This is a genomic window from Bradyrhizobium sp. NBAIM18 (assembly GCF_020193825.1).
Lineage (GTDB): Bacteria > Pseudomonadota > Alphaproteobacteria > Rhizobiales > Xanthobacteraceae > Bradyrhizobium > Bradyrhizobium yuanmingense.
The window spans coordinates 1-15563 of record NZ_JADYVO010000012.1 but is presented as its reverse complement, the minus strand read 5'-3'; the positions used below and the strand labels follow the sequence as shown (position 1 = coordinate 15563).

The 15563-nt window shown below is 64.7% G+C and carries 15 protein-coding genes; 12 read left to right on the top strand and 3 right to left on the bottom strand.

Annotated features, from left to right (window positions below):
• The first annotated feature begins 26 nt into the window (after positions 1 to 26).
• Genes I6F17_RS24185 through I6F17_RS24175 form a run of 3 tightly spaced genes read left to right on the top strand, consistent with a single transcriptional unit; the run spans position 27 to position 3422 of the window.
• On the top strand, positions 27 to 800 hold the full coding sequence (locus I6F17_RS24185; protein ID WP_036023419.1) for an SDR family oxidoreductase: 774 nt from the start codon (positions 27 to 29) through the stop codon (positions 798 to 800).
• Between the two features lie 34 nt (positions 801 to 834).
• A complete protein-coding gene (locus tag I6F17_RS24180) occupies positions 835 to 2481 on the top strand; it encodes an FGGY-family carbohydrate kinase (RefSeq protein WP_225124736.1) in 1647 nt (548 codons plus the stop codon).
• 5 nt (positions 2482 to 2486) lie between these two features.
• Complete coding sequence (locus I6F17_RS24175; protein ID WP_225124734.1) at positions 2487 to 3422, top strand: carbohydrate kinase; 936 nt, start codon at positions 2487 to 2489, stop codon at positions 3420 to 3422.
• A gap of 6 nt (positions 3423 to 3428) precedes the next feature.
• Here the strand turns inward: I6F17_RS24175 and I6F17_RS24170 are convergent, their stop codons facing one another.
• A complete protein-coding gene (locus I6F17_RS24170) occupies positions 3429 to 4316 on the bottom strand; it encodes a LysR substrate-binding domain-containing protein (RefSeq protein WP_225124732.1) in 888 nt (295 codons plus the stop codon).
• 124 nt (positions 4317 to 4440) lie between these two features.
• Between I6F17_RS24170 and I6F17_RS24165 the strand changes: the two genes are divergently transcribed.
• The 7 genes from I6F17_RS24165 to I6F17_RS24135 all read left to right on the top strand — a co-directional run bounded on the left by I6F17_RS24165 (position 4441) and on the right by I6F17_RS24135 (position 13233).
• Positions 4441 to 5862 carry an amidase family protein gene (locus tag I6F17_RS24165; RefSeq protein WP_225125045.1) on the top strand — a complete coding sequence of 474 codons (1422 nt, stop codon included), beginning with the start codon at positions 4441 to 4443 and terminating at the stop codon, positions 5860 to 5862.
• A gap of 84 nt (positions 5863 to 5946) precedes the next feature.
• Positions 5947 to 6897 carry an ABC transporter permease gene (locus tag I6F17_RS24160; RefSeq protein WP_036005490.1) on the top strand — a complete coding sequence of 317 codons (951 nt, stop codon included), beginning with the start codon at positions 5947 to 5949 and terminating at the stop codon, positions 6895 to 6897.
• On the top strand, positions 6894 to 7781 hold the full coding sequence (locus tag I6F17_RS24155) for an ABC transporter permease (RefSeq protein WP_036035003.1): 888 nt from the start codon (positions 6894 to 6896) through the stop codon (positions 7779 to 7781). Before I6F17_RS24160 ends, I6F17_RS24155 begins: the two co-directional genes overlap by 4 nt.
• Before the next feature lie 2 nt (positions 7782 to 7783).
• The gene (locus I6F17_RS24150; protein WP_225124730.1) at positions 7784 to 8797 is read left to right on the top strand and encodes an ABC transporter ATP-binding protein; all 1014 of its coding nucleotides are present in this window, start codon (positions 7784 to 7786) and stop codon (positions 8795 to 8797) included.
• A complete protein-coding gene (locus I6F17_RS24145) occupies positions 8794 to 9798 on the top strand; it encodes an oligopeptide/dipeptide ABC transporter ATP-binding protein (protein ID WP_225124728.1) in 1005 nt (334 codons plus the stop codon). Before I6F17_RS24150 ends, I6F17_RS24145 begins: the two co-directional genes overlap by 4 nt.
• Positions 9799 to 9854: 56 nt before the next feature.
• Positions 9855 to 11348: an ABC transporter substrate-binding protein gene (locus I6F17_RS24140; protein WP_225124726.1), complete on the top strand. Its 1494-nt coding sequence runs from the start codon at positions 9855 to 9857 to the stop codon at positions 11346 to 11348.
• 229 nt (positions 11349 to 11577) lie between these two features.
• Positions 11578 to 13233: an amidase family protein gene (locus tag I6F17_RS24135; protein ID WP_225124724.1), complete on the top strand. Its 1656-nt coding sequence runs from the start codon at positions 11578 to 11580 to the stop codon at positions 13231 to 13233.
• Between the two features lie 114 nt (positions 13234 to 13347).
• Here I6F17_RS24135 and I6F17_RS24130 read toward each other — a convergent pair whose 3' ends face one another.
• The gene (locus tag I6F17_RS24130; RefSeq protein ID WP_225124722.1) at positions 13348 to 13518 is read right to left on the bottom strand and encodes an RNA polymerase sigma factor region1.1 domain-containing protein; all 171 of its coding nucleotides are present in this window, start codon (positions 13516 to 13518) and stop codon (positions 13348 to 13350) included.
• Positions 13519 to 13782: 264 nt separating this feature from the next.
• On the opposite strand from I6F17_RS24130, the gene I6F17_RS24125 reads away from it, so the two are divergent.
• Entirely contained in the window at positions 13783 to 14214 is a 432-nt protein-coding gene (locus I6F17_RS24125; RefSeq protein ID WP_225124720.1) for a hypothetical protein, read from the top strand.
• Between the two features lie 295 nt (positions 14215 to 14509).
• Positions 14510 to 14896, top strand: a complete 387-nt coding sequence (locus I6F17_RS24120) for a nuclear transport factor 2 family protein (RefSeq protein WP_249782631.1) — start codon at positions 14510 to 14512, stop codon at positions 14894 to 14896.
• A gap of 304 nt (positions 14897 to 15200) precedes the next feature.
• Here the strand turns inward: I6F17_RS24120 and I6F17_RS24115 are convergent, their stop codons facing one another.
• Complete coding sequence (locus I6F17_RS24115; protein WP_050991688.1) at positions 15201 to 15443, bottom strand: hypothetical protein; 243 nt, start codon at positions 15441 to 15443, stop codon at positions 15201 to 15203.
• Positions 15444 to 15563: the final 120 nt, after the last annotated feature.

The following is a 15563-nucleotide window of genomic DNA, read 5'->3' as shown; positions in this document are numbered from 1 at the left end:
AACGGCAAGAAGACGGAAAGACGACCATGTATCTGGAAAAATTCAGGCTGAGCGGCAAGACCGCGTTCATCACCGGCGGCGGCCAGGGCATCGGCCTCGCCTGCGCGGAGGCGCTGGCCGAGGCCGGCGCGAAGGTCATCATCGGCGACCGCGACGGCAAGGTCGCCGACGGCGCCAAAGCCAGCCTGAGGGCGAAGGGCTACGACATCGAGACCGCAATCATGGACGTCACCAACACCACACGCGTGGCGGAGGTGGCAAATGATCTCGTCGCCCGCCATGGCAAGGTCGACATCCTCGTCAACAATGCCGGCATCGCGCGGAGCGAGACGCCGGCCGAGACCGTTACCGACGAGCACTGGCTCAACGTCATCGACGTCAATCTCAACGGCACCTTCTGGTGCTGCCGCGAGTTCGGCAAGCACATGTTGAAGGCTGGAAGCGGCGCCATCGTCAATGTCGGCTCGATGAGCGGCTTCATCGTCAACAAGCCGCAGGAGCAGTGCTTCTACAACGCCTCCAAGGCCGCCGTGCACCATCTGACCAAGTCGCTGGCCGCCGAATGGGGCGCGCGCGGCATCCGCGTCAACGCGGTGGCGCCGACCTATATCGAGACGCCGCTCAACGCCTTCGTGAAGAGCAATCCGAAAATGTATGACGCCTGGATCGGTGGAACTCCGATGGCGCGCATGGGGCAGGTCGAGGAGATCGCCTCCGTCGTGCTGTTCCTCTCGTCCGAGGCCGCGAGCCTGATGACTGGCAGCATCGTGCTGGTGGATGGCGGCTACACTTGCTGGTAGGCTCACCGTCAAAACGGACGGACCGGGAGAGACCATGCCGCGAGCGTATATCGGCGTCGACGTGGGGACCACGAGCACGCGGGCAGGGGTGTTTGACGAGGCCGGCACGCTGCTCGCGACGGCCCGGCATCCGATCAGGATCTGGCACGAGGCCGGCGACATCGTCGAGCAGTCGTCGGAGGACATCTGGCAGGCCTGCGCCAAATCGGTGCGCGCGGCGATGGCGGAAGCAGCGATTGCGCCGGGCAGCATCGGCGGCATCGGTTTCGACGCCACCTGTTCCCTCGTGGTGCTCGATCCGCAAGGCGAGCCGCTCACAGCCAGCACCTCCGGCGAGGCGCAGCGCAACGTCATCGTCTGGATGGACCATCGCGCCACGGCCGAAGCGCGGCTGATCAACGAGACCGAGGATGCCGTGCTGCGCTATGTCGGCGGCTCGATCTCGCCGGAGATGGAGATGCCGAAGCTGCTATGGCTGAAGCGGCATCTGCGCGCGAGTTTCGATGCCGCCGGTCACTTCTTCGACCTGGCCGATTATCTGACCTGGCGGGCGACCGGCGCGCTGCAGCGCTCGACCTGCACCGTCACCTGCAAGTGGAACTATCTCGCCCATGACGGCGGCGGCTGGAGCGCGCCGTTCTTCAAGCGCATCGGCCTGTCCGACTTCGTCGCCGAAAAATACGCGCGCATCGGCACCGAAATCGTTGCGCCCGGTACGCGCCTCGGCGTCGGGCTCACGCCGGCAGCAGCAGTCGAGCTCGGCCTTCCTCCCGGCACCCCGGTCGGCGCCTCCCTGATCGACGCCCATGCCGGCGGCATCGGTGCGATTGGCGGCCGTGACGGGGCAGGCGGCCCGAGCGATGTCGGCGATCGTCTCGCCTACATCATGGGAACGTCGGCCTGCATCATGGCGACGACGAAGGAGCCGTGCTTCGTGCCGGGCGTGTGGGGTCCCTATTATTCCGGCATGGTGCCGGAGTTCTGGCTCAACGAAGGCGGGCAGTCCGCCGCGGGCGCTGCGATCGATCATCTCCTCAAGTCGCATCCCGGCCATGGCGAGGCGAGCGCGGCGGCACGCAGCGAAGGCCTCGATCTCATCGATTTCCTCGAGCGCCGCATCATCGCGCGCGCCGGCGGTGCCAGCCGCGCCGCGCTGCTGGCGCGCGACGTCCACGTGCTCCCGGAATTCATTGGCAACCGCTCGCCCTATGCCGATCCCGACACGCGCGCGGTGATCGCGGGCCTTGATCTCGACACCGACATCGCCGCGATGGAACGGCTGTTCGTCGCCGGCCTCTGCGGTCTTGCCTACGGGCTTGCGGAGGTCATCGAAACTTTTGCCGCGCATGGGGTCCGCTCCAGCATCATGATCATGGGTGGCGGTGCCAGCCGCAGTCCTTTGGTGCGGCAGATCATGGCGGATACCACCGGTCTCACCGTCGCGTTGCCGCAGACGAAGGAGCCGGTGCTGCTGGGCGCCGCGATGTTAGGGGCGGTCGCCGGTGGCGCCTATGCCTCGATCGGTGAGACCATGGCCAAGATGTCGGCGCTGGGACGCAAGAGCGAGCCGACCGCGCCTGATATGGCCGCGTTTCACGCCCGCAAGCGCGAGGTCTACAAGCTGCTGCGCGAGCTCGATCGCGGCAGCCGTGCCGCGATGCGCAGCGTCGCGAGAGGTTGAAGGACATGCTGATTGCCTGCGGCGATGCGCTGATCGATTTCGTGCCGACGCGAAACGTCGAAGGGCGCGAAGCGGTGATGCCCGCGGTGGGCGGCTCCTGCCTCAACGTCGCGATCGGCATGGCGCGGCTGGGCGCGCCAACTGGTTTCGTCGGCGGCATCTCGACCGACCTGTTCGGGCGCATGATCGCCGATCATGCCTCCGCATCGAAGGTTGCACTCGATCTCGCCACCCGCAGCGACCACCAGACCACGCTCGCGTTTGTCCGCATTGTCGAGGGCGAGTCGCACTACGCCTTCTACGATGCCGAGACCGCGACGCGGAGCTGGACTTACCGGCATGGGTCCATTCCGTTCGATACTGTCGAGGCCGTCCATGTCGGCTCGACCACGCTGGTCAACGACCAGGGTGCGGCCGAGACCAAGGCGCTGATCGCAGACGCGCGGGCGTCGTCCACGATCTCCTTCGATCCGAATTGCCGATCGAACCTCGTCAAGGACAAGCCAACCTATCTCGCCCGCATGGCCGAGTTCGCCGGAAACGCCGATCTCATCAAGATGTCGGACGTCGATTTCGCCTATCTCTTCGGCGAGGAGCCCTATCAGCAGCGCGCGAGCACATTGCTGGGGCAGGGGACGAGCCTCGTCGTCATCACCCGCGGCAACAACGGTGCCATAGCCTGGCATGCGCAAGCAGGGCAGATCGAAGTGCAAGCACCGAAGGTCGAGGTGGCGGACACTATTGGCGCCGGCGACAGCTTTCAGGCGGCGCTGCTGTTGGCACTTTACAAGCAGGATCGCATCGCCCGGCCGAGATTGAAGGACATCGGCGCGGACGAGCTCCGCCGTGCGCTTTCCTTCGCCGCCAATTGTGCCGGCCTGACCTGCACCCGTCCGGGCGCCGATCCGCCTTGGAGCCACGAGATCAATAGGGACTGGTAGTCCACGTCACATCCGCGCGACGGCCTTCTCGGCACATTTGAGGAAGGTTCCGATCAACGGACTGTGGGAGTCCCGCCGCCAGCAGACTGCGATGTCGAGGGAGTCAGCAACGTCACGCAGGGATCTGAATACGACTCCGCGTGGCGCGCCGAGTTGTGCGCAGGCCGGCAGGATGGCGAGGCCTTCGCCGGCCAGGACCAGGCTCATCGCCGAATGCACCGTCTCGACCCGGCTGGCGATCGGCATCACCACCTGGTGCCGCCGCAATAAAGGGACGACCGCGGAGGAGGCGGGCCCATGGTCCGGATGCGGGAGTGCGATCAGCGGGCGGCCCTGCAGCCGGGCCATCGGCACCGAGCTCAAGCGGGCGAGTGGCGAGCGGATCGGCATGGCCAGCATGAAAGGCTGTGCACCGATCTTTGCCACCTGTATCTCGGGATGATTGATTGCGGGCATACACAGCGCGACCGTGACGCTGCGGTCGAGCACGCGGGCCTCGCGCGTCGAGGCGCTGAGCTCAACGAAGCTGAGGTCGACGCCTGGAACCGCGCGGCGCAGTTCGGGGATGAGCCGCGGCAGCATGGCATTCGCCAGCACGAACATGTAACCCACCGACAGAAGGCCGCGCCGTCCCGAAGCAACCGCGCGCGCGGCTTCGGCGCCGTCGGCTGCCAGCGCCAGCGCTTCGCCGGCGCGCGCCAGCAACGCCTGGCCTGCCTCGGTCAGATCCATGCCACGGGTGCCGCGGCGGAACAGCGGCGCGCCGATCTCGGCCTCGAGCTTGCGGATCTGGACCGAGAGCGGCGGCTGCGCCATCCGGAGCTGCTCGGCCGCCTTGCCGATGCTGCGCGCCTCGGCGACGGCGACGAAATAGCGGAGCCGGCGAAGATCCATTGGCATACCGAGAGCGTATGGGTTGGCGATAAAAATCGTATTGGACGGCGAGTTAACAAAACTGTCATTCTCGCTGTCAATGTCTTCGGGCCAATGGCGGCCCGCTTCGGAGCGTGATGTGACGATGAACGGCGATCCCTGTCTGTTGTCCGCGACCGAGCTGCGCGGTCTCGTCGCGGCAAAGCGGATTTCGCCAGTCGAGCTCACCCGCGCTGTGCTTGCCCGCGCCGAGGCCCTCCAGCCCGAATTGAACTGCTTCATCACGTTGTGCGGCGACGAGGCGATCGCAGCGGCGCGCGAAGCCGAGCGCAAGGTGATGGCGGGCGAACCGCTCGGCCTGCTGCACGGCATCCCCGTAACCGTCAAGGACATCGTCAATACCAAGGGGGTCAAGACCACCTTCGGCGCCGTTCCCTACAAGGATAATGTGCCGGCCGACGATGCCGTCGCCGTCGCGCGGTTGCGCAGCGAAGGCGCGATCCTGATCGGCAAGACCACGACGCCGGAGTTCGGCAGCAAGTGCCTCACCGATTCACCTTTGTTCGGTCGGACCCGCAATGCGTGGGACGCCTGCCGATCCTCCGGCGGCTCCAGCGGCGGCGCGGCGGTCGCTGTGGCGAGCGGCATCGCGCCGCTCGCTATTGCGACCGACGGCGGCGGCTCGACACGAATTCCGGCCGCCTGCAACGGCGTGGTGGGCCTGAAGCAGAGCAACGGCGTGATCCCGCACAGCCAGGCGCTCGACGTGTTCGGCAACCAGACCTATGTCACGCCGACCACCCGCACCGTCGCCGATACTGCGCTGATGATGCAGGCGATGGCGGGCGAAGATCCTATCGATCCCTGGTCGATCGGCGTGCCCGTGCCGGACTTCATCGGCACCGCCGCCCCGCATGGTGATTTGCGCGGGCTGAGAATCCTGTACTGCCTGACGCCGCCGGGCCGTCCGGTATCGGCCGAAGTCGCCGCCAATTTCAAGGTGAGCCTCGACCGGCTGGCCGGGTTAGGGGCCGAGCTCGAGGAATTCTCCGGCGAGGGGTTCGACATCGAGCCGATCTGGCGCGCCATCAACCACACCGTCTGGCGCACGCGCTTTGCCAAGCTCGCGGCTGAGCATCGGGATGAACTGAGCGAGGCCTTCCTCAAGCAGCTCGCGCTCGCCAGTGAAGTCAGCGGCGTCGACTATCAGGAGGCGATGTTCGCGCGCACCGCGTTGTTCCGCCGCGTGCAATCGTTGCTTGCGCGCGGTCACCTCCTGGCGATGCCGACGCTGACGCGCACCGCGCTGCCGATCAAGCAGGACCTGTTCGGCAGCATCGAGATCGACGGCAGGCATCACGACAGCGTCCGGCCGCACTGGTTCCCCTGGACCATGCCGTTCAACATGACCGGTCACCCCGCGATCAGCCTTCCCTCGGGCTTTGCCCGCGACGGCTTGCCGATCGGACTTCAGCTGGTCGGCCGTTTCCGGGCCGACGCGGAATTGCTGCGCGTGAGCGCTCTGTTCGAGGCGTCAAGCGACCTTCTGTCCCGCTGGCCGTCTTGAGGAGATGGAGATGCAGCAAAGAGCTTGCTTAAGGCGTCCGGACATGTTGATCGTGGCCTGGGTGAGCCCTGAAGCCGAGCGCGCATGAGCGTCTTTGTCCTCCGACGTCTGTTAACTCTGCTGGCGACGCTGGTCGGCGCATCGCTGATCATCTTCCTGGTGCTGGACGCGCTGCCCGGCAACGCAGCGCAGATGCTAATGGGCGCCGATGCTTCGCCCGACGCGGTGCGCGCGCTCACCGTCAAGCTCGGGCTCGACCAGCCGCTGGCGGTTCGCTATTTGCAGTGGATCAAGGGCCTCCTCGTCGGCGATCTCGGCAATTCCTACGTCTACGGCACCCCGGTCGGCAGCCTGATCGCCGAGCGGCTGGTGCTGACCATTCCGCTTGCGATCATGGCCATGACGATCACGGTGACGCTGGCGCTCTCGGCCGGCATCTACACCGCCGCCAACCACAACAAGCTCGGCGATGTCGGCGTGATGTCGTTGACGCAAGTGGGCATCGCGCTGCCGAATTTCTGGTTCGCGATCCTCCTGGTGCTGCTGTTCTCGGTGCGGCTGCAATGGCTCTCGGCCGGTGGCTTTGCCGGCTGGGAGGACGGCATCTGGCCGGGGATCAGGTCGCTGCTGTTGCCCGCGATCTCGCTCGCGGTGGTGCAGGCCGCGATCCTCGCGCGCGTCACGCGTTCGGCCGTGCTCGAAGTGCTGCGCGAGGATTTCGTCCGCACCGCCCGCGCAAAGGGCCTCGGCAAGCGCGAGGTGCTGTGGAGCCACGTGCTGCGGAATGCCATGATCCCCGTGATGACCGTGATGGGCCTGCAATTCGCCAATCTGCTCGCCGGCACCATCGTGATCGAGAACGTGTTCTACCTGCCGGGCCTCGGCCGCCTGATCTTCCAGTCGATCGCCAACCGCGACCTGATCGTGGTGCGCAATTGCGTGATGCTGCTCGCCGCGATGGTGGTGATCGTCAATTTCGTGGTCGATGTGCTCTATGCCTTCATCGATCCTCGCATCAAGGTGCACGACCTGTGAGCGCGCCCATCGCCATCGACGCACCCGTCGCAACGCGTCCGCTGCCGGCGCGCACGTTCTGGCCCCGCGCGCTGCGCCACCGCAGCTTCGTCCTCGGTGGCACGCTGAGCCTTCTGGTGCTGGCTTCGGCACTGTTGTCGCTGGTATGGACGCCGTGGTCGCCTTACGAAATCGACATCGCCGCAAAGCTCCGCCCGCCCTCGGCGGCGCATTGGCTCGGCACCGATTCCTTCGGCCGCGACATCGTCTCGCTGCTGCTTGCGGGCGCCCGGTCCACCATCATGGTCGGTGTGATCGCTGTCAGCATCGGTCTTACCTTCGGCGTCACGCTGGGCCTGATCGCCTCGGCCCGGCGCGGCTGGACGGAGGAGATCATCATGCGCTTTGCCGATTTCACCTTCGCCTTTCCGGCCGTGCTGTCCGCGATCATGCTCGCGGCGGTCGTCGGCCCTGGCATGGTGACCTCCATCGTCGCCATCGGCATCTTCCAGATCCCGACCTTGACCCGGCTGACGCGCGGCTCGGCCAACGCGATCTGGGCCCGCGAATTCGTGCTCGCGGCACGGGCGGCGGGCAAGGGGCGCTTCCGCATCACCATCGAGCATGTGCTGCCGAACATCCTGTCGATCCTGATCGTGCAGGTTACCATCCAGTTCGCGCTCGCCATTCTCGCCGAGGCCGCGCTGTCCTATCTCGGCCTCGGCACGCAGCCGCCGCAGCCGTCCTGGGGACGGATGCTGAACGATGCGCAGACGCTGCTGTTCCAGTCGCCGATGCTCGCGGTCTATCCGGGCGTTGCGATCGCAATCTCGGTGCTCGGCCTCAACCTGCTCGGTGACGGATTGCGCGACCTGCTCGATCCCCGGCTGGCGCGGGAGCGATGACGATGGCCGAGCGCTCCGACACGCCGCTGATTGAAGTCGAAAATCTCGGCGTTCGCCTCAACACCAGCCGTGGGCCGGCGCAGGCCGTGCGCGGGGTCAGCTTTGCGTTGAAGCGCGGCGAGACGCTCGGGCTCGTCGGCGAGTCCGGCTGCGGCAAGTCGGTCACGGCGTTGTCGTTGATGGGGCTGCTGCCGGACAGTGCCGTCGTTACCGGCAGCATCAAGCTGGATGCCGACGAGCTCGTCGGACTTGCGGATGCCGGCTATTGCCGCCTGCGCGGCAACCGCATCAGCATGATCTTCCAGGAGCCGATGACTGCGCTCAATCCGATGCACACGATCGGCAACCAGGTCGCCGAGCCGCTGCGGCGTCACAAGAATTATTCGGCGGCGCAGGCGCGCAAAGAGGCGATCGCCTTGCTCGACCGCGTCGGGCTGCCCGACCCCGCGCGTCGTGTCGATGCCTATCCGCACCAGTTCTCCGGCGGGCAGCGTCAGCGCATCACCATCGCGATGGCGCTCGCCTGCGAGCCGGACCTGTTGATCGCGGACGAGCCGACCACCGCGCTCGACGTCACCATCCAGGGCCAGATCCTCGACCTCATCGCCGACCTCGTCGAGGAGCGCGGCATGTCCATGATCCTGATCTCCCACGATCTCGGCGTCATCGCCGAGAACGTGCAGCGCATGATGGTGATGTATGGCGGCACCGTTGTCGAGAGCGGCCCGACCGACGAGGTCTTCCGTCGCATGGGCCATCCCTACACGCAGGGCCTGTTCCGTGCCCGGCCCAAGCTCGGCGCGCGCAAGAGGACGCGGCTGAAGACGATCTCCGGCACGGTGCCGGAGCTTGCCGATCTGCCGTCCGGCTGCACCTTCTCCGATCGCTGTCCGCTCGTGATCGACCAGTGTCGTGCCGCGCTGCCGCCGATGGTGGACGTCGGCCCCGGCCATTTTGCGCGCTGCATCCGAACGGACGTGTCGATGGCCGAACGCGTCGGAGCGCTGACCGCATGAGCACCGCGCCGCTTCTCGACGTCAGGGATCTCGAACAGCGCTACACGCTGCCGCGCGAGAGCCTGTTCCGTCCGCCGGGGCAGGTGCGCGCGCTCAACGGCGTCAGCGTGCAGGTCCAGGCCGGCAAGAGCCTCGGCGTCGTCGGCGAGTCCGGCTCCGGCAAGTCCACCTTCGCGCGCGTCGTGATGGCGCTGGAGCGGCCGAGCGCAGGACAGGTCGCGCTGCTCGGGCGCGATCTCAACCGCTTGCCGGCCGACGAGCTGCGCCGGGCCCGGCGCGATTTCCAGATGGTGTTCCAGGACCCTTATGGCTCGCTCGATCCGCGCCAGACCATCGCGCGGATCGTCGCCGAGCCGCTGACCGTGCTGGAAGGCGCCGACCGCACCACGTTCCGCGACCGCGTCGCCGCCGTGCTGCGCCAGGTCGGCTTGCGCGATGCGGACATGGAAAAATATCCGCACGAATTCTCCGGCGGCCAGCGCCAGCGCATCGCCATTGCGCGCGCGCTGATCACCCAGCCGAAGCTGATCGTTGCCGACGAGCCGGTCTCGGCGCTCGACGTCTCCGTGCAGGCCCAGGTGCTGAACCTGATGCAGGACCTCCAGGAGCAGTTCGGCCTGAGCTACATCCTGATCAGCCATGACCTCGCCGTGGTCGACTATCTCTGCGACGAGGTCGCGGTGATGTATCTCGGCCGCATCGTCGAGCAGGGGCGGCCAGAGGATTTGTTCGAGCGCTGCGCCCATCCCTATACGCGGGCGCTGCTGGAGGCGGTGCCGCGGGCTCGCGCCGGGGGTGGCCGGCGCCGGCGCGGGGCCCAGGCGATCGCCTCGCAATCGGCGGCGACGGCCGGATGCCCCTATGCATCGCGCTGCCCGCTTGCCGACCAGCATTGCCGCGAGGTTCCGCCTGAGTTACGCAAGGTGGGCGAGGGGCACCTTGCCGCCTGCCACAAGGCCGAGGCTGTGATGGCGTTGCCGCAGGCGGCCATGGAAGGTTAGTGTCCGGGGCAGGATTGGCGTTAAGCTGGAAACAGGATTGGCAGGGGAGTTTGCGCATGTTCAGGAAATTGTCGATCGTCGCCTTTGCCGCTGCGCTCGTCGCGGCGCCTTTGCCGGTGCTGGCGCAGAGCAAGAAGGACAGCGTCGTCATGGGGATGACGCTTGAGCCGCCGGGGCTCGACCCCACCAACGCCGCCGCGGCCGCGATCGCAGAGGTCACGCTCTACAACATCTATGAGACGCTGACCAAGATCAACGAGGACGGCTCCACCTCGCCGTTGCTCGCCGAGAGCTGGACCGCTTCGCCCGATCTGAAGACCTATACGTTCAAGCTGCGCAAGGGCGTCAAATTCCACAACGGCGAGCCGTTCGATGCCGCCGCGGTGAAGTTCTCGTTCGAGCGCAACGCGGCGCCCACCAGCACCAACAAGGACAAGAGCCTGTACCAGGCCTTCGAGAAGGTCGAGACGCCCGACGCCGAAACCGTCGTGATCACGGTGAAATATTCCGAGCCGAACCTGCCGTTCCTGCTCGGGCAGGCGGGCGGCTCGATCGTCGAGCCGAAGAGCGCTGCCACCAATGTCACGCAGCCGGTCGGTACCGGACCTTATCAGTTAGGGGCCTGGGCCAAGGGCTCCTCGATCACGCTGAGCAAATGGGCCGACTACCGCAACGCCTCTGCGATCAAGCTGTCGAAGGTGACGATCCGCTTCATCTCCGATCCGGCGGCGCAGGCCGCGGCGTTGCTCTCGAACGACGTCGACGCATTCCCGCGCATCGCGACCCGCGTCGTCGCTCAGTTCAAGTCTGATCCGCGCTTCACGGTGCTGATCGGCGGCTCCAGGGCCAAGACCATCGTGGCCATCAACCATCGCAAGAAGCCGCTCGACGACGTCCGCGTTCGCCGCGCCATCCTCGCCGCGATCGACCGCAAGGCCTTGATCGACGGCGCGGTCGAGGGTTACGGCACGCCGATCGGCAGCTTCTACACGCCGGGATCGCTTGGCTATGTCGACACCACCGGCATCAACCCGTACGATCCCGAGAAGGCCAAGAAGCTGCTGACTGAAGCCGGCGTCACCACGCCGCTCGAACTGTCATTGAAGCTGCCGCCGCCGCCCTATGCGCGGCAAGGCGGCGAGATCGTCGCGGCCCAGCTCGCCAAGGTCGGCGTCACCGCCAAGATCGAAAACGTCGAATGGGCGCAGTGGCTGTCGCAGGTTTTCGCCGGCAATGGTCCGCACAATTTTGATCTCACCATCGTCAGCCATGTCGAGCCGTTCGACCTCGTCAAGATCACGGAGCCGGACTACTACCTCGGTTACAACAACGAGAAGTTCAACGCGCTCTACAAGCAGATCGTCTCGACGCCGGACGAAGCCGGCCGTGCCAAGCTGCTCGGTGACGCCCAGCGCATGCTGGCGACCGATGCAGTCTCGGCTTACCTGTTCCAGCCACAATGGCCCACCGTCATCAACAAGAAGCTGAAGGGCGTCTGGAAGGAAGTCCCGCAATTCGAGAACGACTTCTCCGCCTGGTATTGGGAATAGGCGGCGTCCATTGCTGTGCCCTCTCCAACGCGTTGGAGAGGGCAGCTCCAAACAAAACCTGAAAAACAACCCCATGCACAGTAGCCGGGGTCAGTCATTTCAATGGCTTGCACGTTGCGCCTGTGTGATCGACGCGATGCGCCCGAAAGTTGACCCGTCGGGCAAAACACTGGCATGATGGCATGCTCAAGTCTCGTGGTGGAGACGCGCGCCGTCGGTCGAGGCAGCCGTGCAGAAATCATCCCGCCGCAATGCCGGCATTGCCGCGGCGGCCGTCAGCGCCGAGGCGCCGACCTCCCCAAAGCTTGATCATGCAAGGCTCGATCATGCGTCGATGAGCGATATCGCTTATGCTTTGGCCGATGGGCGTGTCACTGCCACGGCGCTGGTCAAAGCCTATCTCGCGCGCATTGAAGCCTACGACCGCGACGGGCCCAAGCTCAACGCGGTCCGCGCGCTCAATCCCAACGCGCTCACGATCGCGGGCAGGCTCGACGGCGTCAAGCCGTCGGCCAAGCGGCCGCTGGCCGGCATCCCGATCCTTGTGAAGGACAACATCGCGACCGGCGACGCTCAGCCGACCACGGCGGGCTCGCTGGCGCTGGAAGGCGCGCGCGCCCGGGACGATGCGACGCTCCTCAAGCTGCTGCGCGAAGCCGGCGCGGTGATCCTCGGCAAGGCGAACCTGACCGAGTTTTCCAACATGCTCGCGGTCGACATGCCTTCCGGCTATTCGTCGCTGGGCGGTCAGGTCAAGAATCCCTATGCGCCGGCGCTGGCCGACGATCACGGCATCCCCGTCGTGTCCCCGGGCGGCTCGAGCGCGGGTTCGGCGGTCGCGGTGGCGGCTGGCTTGTGTGCGGCCTCGATCGGCACGGAGACCTCGGGCTCGCTGCTCTTTCCCGCCAGCCAGAATGGCCTCGTCACCGTGAAGCCGACGGTCGGGCTCATCAGCCGTGCCGGCATCGTGCCGATCTCGCATAGTCTGGACACTGCAGGGCCGATGACGCGCAGCGTGCGCGATGCGGCGCTGCTGCTCAATGTGCTCGCGGCCAAGGACCCGCTCGATCCGGCGACGCAAAAGCAGCGGCGGCCGGCCGATTACACCGCCGGTCTGACGCGCGATGCGATGAAAGGTGCGCGCATCGGCGTGCCGAGCGATCCCGCCGATCCGCTGAATGATCCCTTCTTCCGCAAGCTGCCCCCCAAAGGAGCGAAGGTGGTAGGGGAAGCGATCAAGGTGCTGGAGGATCTCGGCGCCGTGATCGTGCACGCCAGCATTCCGACAGCCGGCTGGATGAGCGGACCGGGTACGATCATGGCCGTGCTCAACCGCAATCCGCTGAGCGCCAACAGGGGCAATGCGGTCCCGCAGCGGATCGTCTTCATCTACGAGCTGAAACGAGATCTCAACCTCTACCTGAGGGATTGGGCGACCAACACCACCATCAAGACCATGACCGACATCGTGGCCTTCAACGAGGCGAATGCGGGCAAGGCGCTCCGCTTCGGCCAGGACAACTTCCTCGCAGCCGACCTCACCCGGGGCGACCTAAGCGAACGCGAGTACAAGGCGGCACTCGCGATGGACCTGCTCAGCGCCAGGTCCCGCGGCATGGATGCCTACATGAACCAGCACAAGCTCGACGCCGTGCTGTTCCCGGGCAGCGAAGGCGCCGCAATCGCCGCCAGGGCGGGGTATCCCAGTGTCCTCGTGCCGTGCGGCTTCGTCGCCGGCGTCGACGGCAAGGACACGCCCGATTATCCGTTCGGCGTTACCTTCGCAGGCCGCGCCTGGAGCGAACACAAGCTGCTGCGTCTGGCCTACGCGTATGAGCAGGCCTCCGCCAAGCGCAAGCCGCCGCCTGGCTTGCCGGCGCTTTAGAGTGCACTGTGCATGTGCCGGTTGGTGGCGGTGGCATGCGCTGACAAATCCGCTGTCAGTTCCCACCGATACAGCGGACGCACCGACCTGCCCTGGGGCGGGCGTATTGCAGACCTACTCTCCTTCAATCCAAATTCCTGCTTTGCTAAGGGCGCTTAGAATGCGGTCGATGTCTTTCGGGTCCAATACTCGGCTGTCACACAGCTCATTCAACTCATCGAAGGTAATCTTACCGTCACGTTGGCCGATTTCGATGGCTCGTCGACTGATTTCGGGCACGCTCATGCTCTCTCCATTTCAGCAGCCTCTACTCTAATGGGAGAGAGTCGGGTTGTGGCTCTTAGCCGAACCGGGCTGAGGCATTTGCGATTTCGGCTGAGGGAGCCAGAGCGGACGCGGGGCTTGAGCTTGCCCGACCGCCGCTTTTGACTCATAGCGGACATCCTGCTTCGCTGATATTATTCCTGATCGCTGGGAAGCCGGGAAAAAGCTCGACGGATGCATTGTAGCGCTTTCGCGGCCATCCGCATTCTCTGGGATTTCAAGTCAGTGAGTGATGTTATTCGCGAGATAGTTGCCAGGCTTAGGTCGAAGCATGCCAACGAAATGAGTTCGCGGCTTCCATCCGCCGAGCGCGAATTTGAACCTATTAAGAGTCTGTATAGCCAAGCCGAATTTGTAGGCTGGACCGTAGAAGGTAGCCTGTCAGCCAGCGAATTGCTGAACGAACTTGGGTTTGCAATAGCCGTAGGGTTCTACAGAAATGAACTTGATTTTGATTTCTGTGATCGAGTGGCAAACGACCTATTTGCGACCATGAATTCGCTATGCCCTGGCGGAACAGATCTTCTGATGAGTGTCTTCCTCGCCTTCGATAGTGGCGAGTACTACCACGATGAGAACCACAGCATTCATCCGGTGGATAGGTTTACACGGCCAAGGATCGCCGAAATTGTCGAAGAGCGCATGCCGAAGGTCTGACGAGGCGAGCACCGACGATATGACCGGTACTCACTGGCCGCCAAGGCCCTCGCCGAGCGCTATGCATCCGCCTCCAAACAAACACTGTCTTTGTCCGCTTGTGGCCCGATGGCGAAGCTCGGTTTGGATCAGAAATGGGCTGCTAATCGGGGCACACCGGAAGTGAAGCGGCGCCGTTCAAACCGGCGCTTTTGATCCGCAAGGTGACATCGACCAGACGCCTAATCGGCCCTTCAACTCACCTTGTGTGCCCTTGTGTTATTGTATCCCTTCCGGGAACTCGATGGAGGGAAGGATGGACATTCGATCGAAATTGACGGCGCTGTGTGAAGCGTTCAACGCGCACGACTTGGATTCCATCATGGAGTTCTTTGCTGACGATTGTGTCTTGGAGATGCCGAGGGGAAGTAAGCCTTGGGGATCTCGCTTCGAGGGCAAACGCAACGTACGAGACGGGCTCGCGACGCGCTTTGAAGGCTTACCGGATGTTCACTACGGCCACGCCGAGCATTTTGTGGATACGATGGCAAACACGGGCATTTCAAAATGGACGCTAACGGGCACGACCGGCGAAGGAAAAAAGATCGAGGTCCGAGGATGTGACTTTTACACTTTTCGGGCGGACGAGGTGATCCGCAAGGACTCGTATTGGAAGATTGTTGAAGGACCTTCGTCAGCCTAACGACGCACATGTCCGAATGTGGCCCGGAGGTGCAGGTCCAGGCAGCGTCTCTGTTGTCGGCTCATCGGGGGAAATCGGAAGTAGCCCGCGTGCCGACAATTGGCGCTCATGACCCATATCGGACTTACTGCCGTTCTCAGTTTGTATATCCGATGGACTAGGCTTACCCGGTAGGGGAACCGATCTTACCTGTTCGCGAACTCGCAAATCTCCCAATGGACGTGAAGTAAGACCGGACCAGAGCCCGCCGAGCTAAGCTTGACCTGTGCGCGCGCGGACGGCAGAGCGCGCAGGCAGAACGCTTTCATGCATTTCCTTTCCAGATCAGCCACCGGTAGACGCCGAACACGTTGATAAGTGTCACCACCACGTTTTGCACCATCAGCGCATATTCCGCTGTTAGATAGCCGACGACGATCCAGATCACCGATGCACCGCTCAGTACGACGAAGGCCCAGCCGGTAATGAGTGGCCGCGCCCGGGCAGCTAGGATCAGCCCGGCGCCGATCGTGCCGACTGTCGCCACCCAACGCAGGATTTCATCCATGACGCGTGTGCTCCCCGAAAGCCGACGTCGGAGCGTCGTTCCGCGATTTGCCTATACGGACGCAGTCACAGGCAGGCCGCCGGAGTGGAACTTTCCGTCTCGTGCCGACCACCATGCGAC